The organism is Tianweitania sp. (assembly GCF_032053605.1).
GTDB lineage: Bacteria > Pseudomonadota > Alphaproteobacteria > Rhizobiales > Rhizobiaceae > Tianweitania.
In genome coordinates this window covers 1-6,425 of record NZ_DAMBUH010000149.1, presented here as the reverse complement: position 1 = coordinate 6,425, position 6,425 = coordinate 1, and the positions used below count along the sequence as shown (strand labels likewise).

Sequence of the window (6,425 nt, the reverse complement as noted above, 5' to 3'; positions counted from 1 at the left end):
AAGCGTTCTCGGCACTACGGCCATGGGTCTGGCTGCGACTGCGGCGGCTGGAGGTTCCGCGGCTGCGCAAGGCGCCGGCGCGCAGCCAGCAGAACGCGCGATCCCCGCTTTGCGCGATCCGCGGGACGCTTACACACGCGAGCGCTTCAAGGAACAGAAGCAGCCTTGGCCGGGCCTTGCACGCGACATGAGCCCGCGCCCTGATCATGGCGAAAAGACCTATCGCGGATCGGGCAAGCTTGAGGGCCGTCGTGCCCTGGTGACTGGCGGCGACAGCGGCATTGGCCGCGCGGCCGTGATCGCCTTTGCCAGGGAAGGCGCCGATGTCGCCATCAACTACCATCCCGACGAGGAAGCGGATGCGCAAGAGGTTGTGGCGCTGATCCGCGATGCCGGCCGCAAGGCCGTCGCCCTGCCCGCCGACATCCGGACGCGTGAAGCGTGCGAAAAGGTGGTGCGGGACGCCATCGAGCAGCTCGGCGGGCTCGATCTCCTCGTCAACAACGCCGCCTATCAGCAGTCCAAAGCGGACATCATGGAGATTTCCGACGAACAGTTCGTGCAGACCTATGAGACCAACGTCTTCCACGTGTTCCGCTTCTGCAAGGCGGCCATTCCCTCAATGCCGGCCGGCTCGGTGATCATCAACACGATCTCGCAGAACTCGTATGATCCCGGCGAAGACCTGATCGATTATGCCTCCACAAAGGCCGCAATCCAGAACCTGACGCGCGGCATGGCCAAGCAGCTTGCGAAGAAGGGCATCCGCGTCAATGCCGTGTCGCCCGGTCCGATCTGGACGCCTCTGCAGGTGGCCGGTGGGCAGCTAGAAGGCAAGATGGGCGAGTTTGGGCAGGATACCTCGCTGGGTCGCGCCGGCCAGCCGGCTGAACTGGCTTCGCTCTATGTCGCCCTTGCTTCAAGCGAAGCGACCTTCAGCACCGGCACGGCCGTTGGCGCGCATGGCGGCACGGGACAGCCGTAAACACAGGCAACTCACGCACTCGGTCACCATGCCTCCCGCGCGAGCAGAGCACATGTCGCTTTGCTCGCGCTTTTGGTCGTCGCCCTGTCACAGCCAGGCTAGCGGGATCGCCATGATGTTCCCGCGAATCCTGACGACCGAGGCCGTCCATGACTGATCTCTCCGCAACTGGCGAACCCGCGCCCTCCTCCGATCGTGCACGGCGTGGCGGGCGCGCCGGCAAGCGGATCGGCGGAGCGAGCGCCTTCGAACAGCCGGCTTTCCGCCAGCTACGGATCCCGTTTACGCCGACAACAATCGTGTCCGACGACGAGCTGGAATCGATCCACCTCGCCTCCCTTCGCGTGCTGAAGGAGATCGGCGTCGATGTGCTGCATGAAGGCGCCAAGCAAATCATGAAGGAGCACGGTGCAGACGTTCAGCCGGGCTCGGATCGTGTTCGGTTTGATGCCGACATGATCCTGGAACTGGTCAGCCACGCGCCGTCCGAGTTCACGCTGCATGCGCGCAATCCCGCGCACAATGTCACCTTCGGCGGCAACAACATCGTTTTCGCAATGGTGGCCTCTGCGCCGAACTGTTCGGACAATGATCGGGGGCGGCGGCCGGGCAACCAGGAGGATTACCGCAACTTCCTGCGGCTGGCGCAGATGCACAACATTATCCACCTGACCGGCGGCTATCCCGTGGAGCCGATCGACATCCACCCGTCGGTGCGCCACCTCGAATGCATCCGCGATCTGGCGACGCTCACCGACAAGGTCTTCCACATCTATTCCCTAGGCAAAGAGCGCAATGTCGACGGCATCGAGCTGACGCGCATCGCGCGCGGCATCAGCCGCGAGCAGCTTGAGCGTGAGCCGTCGGTCTTCACCATCATCAACACCAACTCGCCGCTGAAGCTCGACATTCCGATGATGGAAGGCATCATCCAGATGTCGTCGGCTGGACAGGTCGTGGTGGTGACGCCCTTCACACTGTCGGGCGCGATGGCGCCGGTGACGATCGCCGGCGCGCTGGTGCAGCAGAATGCGGAAGCGCTGGCGGGTCTCGCTTTTGCGCAGATGGTGAAAAAGGGTGCCCCGGTCGCTTATGGCGGCTTCACCTCCAATGTCGACATGAAGTCGGGCGCGCCGGCTTTCGGCACGCCGGAATATATGAAGGCGCAGATCGTCGGTGGGCAATTGGCGCGGCGCTATCAAATCCCCTACCGCACCTCGAACACCTGCGCGGCAAACGCGGTGGATGCGCAATCGGCCTATGAAAGCGTGTTCTCGCTATGGGGCGCGATCCAGGGCGGCGGCAATTTCATGATGCATGCGGCGGGCTGGCTCGAAGGCGGTTTGCGCGCGTCCTTCGAGAAGGTCATTCTCGATGTCGATCTGCTGCAGATGGTGGCTGAGTATCTGGCACCGCTGGATCTTTCCGAGGATGCCCTGGCAGTGGATGCGATCCGCGATGTCGGCCCAGGCGGCCACTTCTTCGGAACGCCCCACACGCAGTCACGCTACAAGAACGCGTTTTATTCGCCGGTTTTGTCGGACTGGCGGAACTTCGAAAGCTGGTCCGAGGCCGGCAGTCCGACGGCTTTGGAGAAGGCAAACCGCGTGTTCAAGGAGCGTCTCGCGACCTACGAACAGCCCGTCATGGACCCGGCAATTCGCGAGGAGCTCGACGCCTTCGTCGACAAGCGCCGCGCCGAGGGCGGCGCGCCGACCGACTTCTGAATCGAAACATCATCCACCTGACTCTAACTCTGATCGCACGGACGTAAATTCATGAAATCTCATGTCAAAGCGGTTGTTATCGGCGGCGGCGTCGTTGGCTGTTCGGTGCTCTACCACCTGGCCCGTGCCGGCTGGACCGATGTGATGCTGATCGAGCGCTCGGAGCTGACCTCCGGCTCATCCTGGCATGCGGCCGGCGGCTTTCATACGCTCAACGGCGATCCGAACGTCGCCAAGCTCCAGGCCTACACCGTGCAACTCTACAAGGAGCTGGAGGAGATTTCCGGCCAGTCCTGCGGCTTGCATCTGACCGGCGGCGCGATGGTAGCCGACAGCCCCGAGCGCATGGACTTCCTGCGCCTTGCCCACGCCAAGGGCCGATATCTTGGCATGGACACCGAGCTGATCACGCCGTCGGAAGTAAAGGCGATGTTCCCGCTGATGGACGAGAAGAACTTCGTCGGCGCAATGTGGGACCCGGTTGAAGGCCATCTCGACCCCTCCGGCACGACGCATGCCTATGCCAAGGCCGCGCAGAAGCTCGGCGCAGAGATCGTGCTGCGCAATCCCGTAACGGAGTTGACCCAGGATGCCGACGGCACCTGGAACGTGGTGACCGTGAACGGCACCGTGCGCTGCGAGCATGTAGTGAACTGCGGTGGTCTGTGGGCGCGCGAGGTCGGCCGCATGGTCGGCGTCGAGCTGCCACTTCTCGCCATGGAGCACATGTATCTCCTGACCGAAGACATTCCGGAGGTGATGGAGTTCAACAAGTCGACCGGCCGCGAGATGATCGGCGTGATGGACTTCAAGGGCGAGATTTATACCCGCCAGGAGCGCAACGGCGTCCTGCTCGGCACCTATGAAAAGGCCTGCAAGCCCTGGTCGCCGGTCAACACGCCATGGGACTTCGGCCATGAATTGCTGCAGCCTGACATCGACCGTATCGCGCCCTCGCTGGAAGTCGGCTTCCGCCATTTTCCGGGCATCGAAAAGGCCGGCATCAAGCAGATCATCAACGGCCCCTTCACCTTTGCGCCAGATGGCAACCCGCTGGTCGGTCCGGTGCAGGGTTTGACCAACTTCTGGTGCGCCTGCGCGGTGATGGCGGGCTTTAGCCAGGGTGGCGGCGTCGGTTTGGCGCTGTCGAACTGGATGGTCAACGGCGATCCCGGTTTCGATGTGTGGGGCATGGATGTCGCGCGCTTCGGCGAGTGGGCGACGCTGCGCTATACGAATGCGAAGGTGCGCGAAAACTACTCGCGGCGGTTCTCGATCCGCTTCCCGAACGAGGAACTTCCTGCCGCGCGACCCGCGCAAACCACGCCCCTCTATGACACGATGGTCAGCCAGAACGCGGTCATGGGCGACAGCTGGGGGCTCGAAACACCGCTTTGGTTCGCGCCTGAAGGCACCGAACCGAAAGACGACGTGTCCTATCGCCGCTCCAACGATTTCGTCCATGTCGGCAACGAAGTGCGTGCGACGCGTGAACGGGTCGGCGTCACCGAGATCGCCAACTTCGCGAAATACGAAGTGTCCGGTTCGGGCGCCCGCGCTTTCCTCGACCGGTTGATGACGAACCGCATGCCCAAGCCCGGCCGCATCGTGTTGACCCCGATGCTGAACGAGTTCGGCAAGCTGATCGGCGACTTCACGATTGCCAATATGGGCACGAAATCAGGCAGCGAGCGCTTCATGATCTGGGGCTCGGCTGCCGCGCAGAAGTACCACATGCGCTGGTTCGAGGCTCGGCTGCCGAAGGACGGGTCGGTGAGCATTCACCGCTTCGACCAGACGCTGGTGGGCCTGGCGATCGCGGGACCGAACAGCCAGGCGCTGCTCGCGAAGCTCACGGATGTCGATGTTTCATCAAGCGCCTTCCGCTTCATGGACTTCCGCGAGATGGCGGTGGGCGGTGCGCCCTGCATGGTCAACCGCATCTCCTATACCGGCGATCTCGGCTACGAGATCTGGATGCAGCCGGCCTATGAGCGGCTGGTTTATGCAGCGATTAAGCAGGCCGGCGAAGAGTTCGGCATCGTCGATTTCGGCATGCGCGCGCTCTTGTCCACGCGCTTGGAGAAGAACTTCCCGACCTGGTATCGCGAGCTGCGCCCGATCTACGGCCCTTTTGAGGGCGGCATGGATCGCTTCATCAAGCTGGAGAAGAATGACTTCATCGGGCGGGAAGCCGCGGCCAAGGAGTTCGCGGACGGCCCGAAGCTGCGCAGGGTATCGATGATCGTCGATGCTGTGGATGCCGACGTGATGGGCGACGAGCCGATCTGGGCAAAGATCGGCGACACCGATTACGGCACGGTCGACAAGCCGCACGGCTACGGCGCGCCGCGCTTCGACAGCACGGGTGCAGCCATTCAGGCCACCGTTAAGTCGCCCTCGCCTGAAACGGATGGCGATGCGTCGGCGGTGCTGGGCCTGCGGGATGGTGACTGGCGCGTGGTGGGCTGGGTGACGTCGGGCGGCTATGCCCACTACGTCGAAAAGTCCTTGGCGCAGGGCTATGTGCCGGCAGCACTTGCGGACGATGAAAGCGAAGGCCTGTTCGAAGTCGAGATCTTAGGCAAGCGCTGCAAGGCGCGCATCAACGTCGAGCCGCTGTTCGATCCGACCGGCGAAAAGATGCGCGGCTGAGGCAGCACTTTCGTTCCACAAAGAAAAGGCGAGAGCCCGATGGTCTCGCCTTTTTTGTTGGGGTCAGTGCATCTGCTCAGGTTCGTTGTAGCCGCGCTCGGTTGCGTCTTTCTGCGCAACGCGCTCGGTTGGCGTCAGGCGGCGGCGGCGGATCAGGGCATAGGCAATGACGATGATGAGAATGAGCGGGCCAAGCACGGTTGCCAGGCTCCAAACGGATGAAAAGTCCATGACTATCTCCATGCGGGTTCTTGCCTAGGCAACCCGCGGAGCTCCGGGAAGTTCCGCAGCGAACATGCCGGCTTCCGCAATGGCCGCGCGCACCGTCGCTTCGTAGTGAGCCAAGGCCGACGACATGATGAAGGGCTGGCCTGTGCGCTTGGCCGTCCAGCCGACAGGATGGAGCTTGGCAGCCGCTTCCGGCTCGAAGCGTTGGAACAGCGACCAGCTTCGGCAATCGCAGGCGCAGACATCCGCCTCGCCCCGCGCAATCGCCAGGCCGGACTCACGATGCGCCCCGCTGGCGATGGTTTCCGAGAAGAGTGCCCGGCTTTCGCCACGAGCTTGAAGATCGCGCATGGGGCTGATGAAGCCCGACAGCGAGTCTTCCGAATTGTAGATGAAGCGGCGGCCACGCAGGAGGTCAAGCGGCACAATGGCTTCGTTGCCGGAAGGTGCCTGGACTGGCGATCCCTCACCCTTTCGCATCAGATAGGCGCTGGAGTAGAGCGGCCCCGCACCACCCTCGAAGGCTGAATAATCGGATTGGCCAAGCACAATCACATGCTCGCTCAGTCCCAACTCCATCGGTCCCCAGCAGGTCTGGGCAAAGATCAGGTTGGGGTCGCGCCAAAGAGTGGCGAGGTCGACATCGCGCGTCAGCGCATCCGGGGCGTCGATGCCCTCGTGCCTAAGGAGGTCACGGACCACCTTCCATTGCGCGTCCACCTCGTGGTGAACTTCAGGCCAGTCATACATCGGGAGGGCGGCGATCAAGGACATGGGAGGCTTGTCCGCCTTTCACCGAGCTGTTGCAATGGCGGAGCCACTATTCTTTC

The 6,425-nt window shown here is 62.9% G+C and carries 5 protein-coding genes; 3 read left to right on the top strand and 2 right to left on the bottom strand.

The genetic code is table 11. The features are described from left to right. The 3 genes from RTX98_RS19420 to RTX98_RS19410 all read left to right on the top strand — a co-directional run. The coding region (locus tag RTX98_RS19420) for an SDR family oxidoreductase (protein WP_416223182.1) at window positions 1–985 on the top strand (985 nt) is incomplete at its 5' end. Between the two features lie 149 nt (window positions 986–1,134). Beyond that, window positions 1,135–2,712 carry a trimethylamine methyltransferase family protein gene (locus tag RTX98_RS19415; RefSeq protein ID WP_312798491.1) on the top strand — a complete coding sequence of 526 codons (1,578 nt, stop codon included), beginning with the start codon at window positions 1,135–1,137 and terminating at the stop codon, window positions 2,710–2,712. Between the two features lie 51 nt (window positions 2,713–2,763). Continuing rightward, window positions 2,764–5,367, top strand: a complete 2,604-nt coding sequence (locus RTX98_RS19410; protein WP_312798489.1) for an FAD-dependent oxidoreductase — start codon at window positions 2,764–2,766, stop codon at window positions 5,365–5,367. Window positions 5,368–5,430: 63 nt separating this feature from the next. Here the strand turns inward: RTX98_RS19410 and RTX98_RS19405 are convergent, their stop codons facing one another. Continuing rightward, entirely contained in the window at window positions 5,431–5,598 is a 168-nt protein-coding gene (locus RTX98_RS19405) for a hypothetical protein (protein ID WP_189502546.1), read from the bottom strand. Window positions 5,599–5,622: 24 nt separating this feature from the next. Beyond that, window positions 5,623–6,369: a phosphate/phosphite/phosphonate ABC transporter substrate-binding protein gene (locus RTX98_RS19400; protein WP_312798488.1), complete on the bottom strand. Its 747-nt coding sequence runs from the start codon at window positions 6,367–6,369 to the stop codon at window positions 5,623–5,625. Between the last annotated feature and the right edge of the window lie 56 nt (window positions 6,370–6,425).

Excerpts from the sequence above, each read along its gene's own strand:
- RTX98_RS19415 (WP_312798491.1), top strand. The coding sequence starts at position 1,135 with ATGACTGATCTCTCCGCAACTGGCGAACCCGCGCCCTCCTCCGATCGT.
- RTX98_RS19410 (WP_312798489.1), top strand. The coding sequence starts at position 2,764 with ATGAAATCTCATGTCAAAGCGGTTGTTATCGGCGGCGGCGTCGTTGGC.
- RTX98_RS19405 (WP_189502546.1), bottom strand. The coding sequence starts at position 5,598 with ATGGACTTTTCATCCGTTTGGAGCCTGGCAACCGTGCTTGGCCCGCTC.
- RTX98_RS19400 (WP_312798488.1), bottom strand. The coding sequence starts at position 6,369 with ATGTCCTTGATCGCCGCCCTCCCGATGTATGACTGGCCTGAAGTTCAC.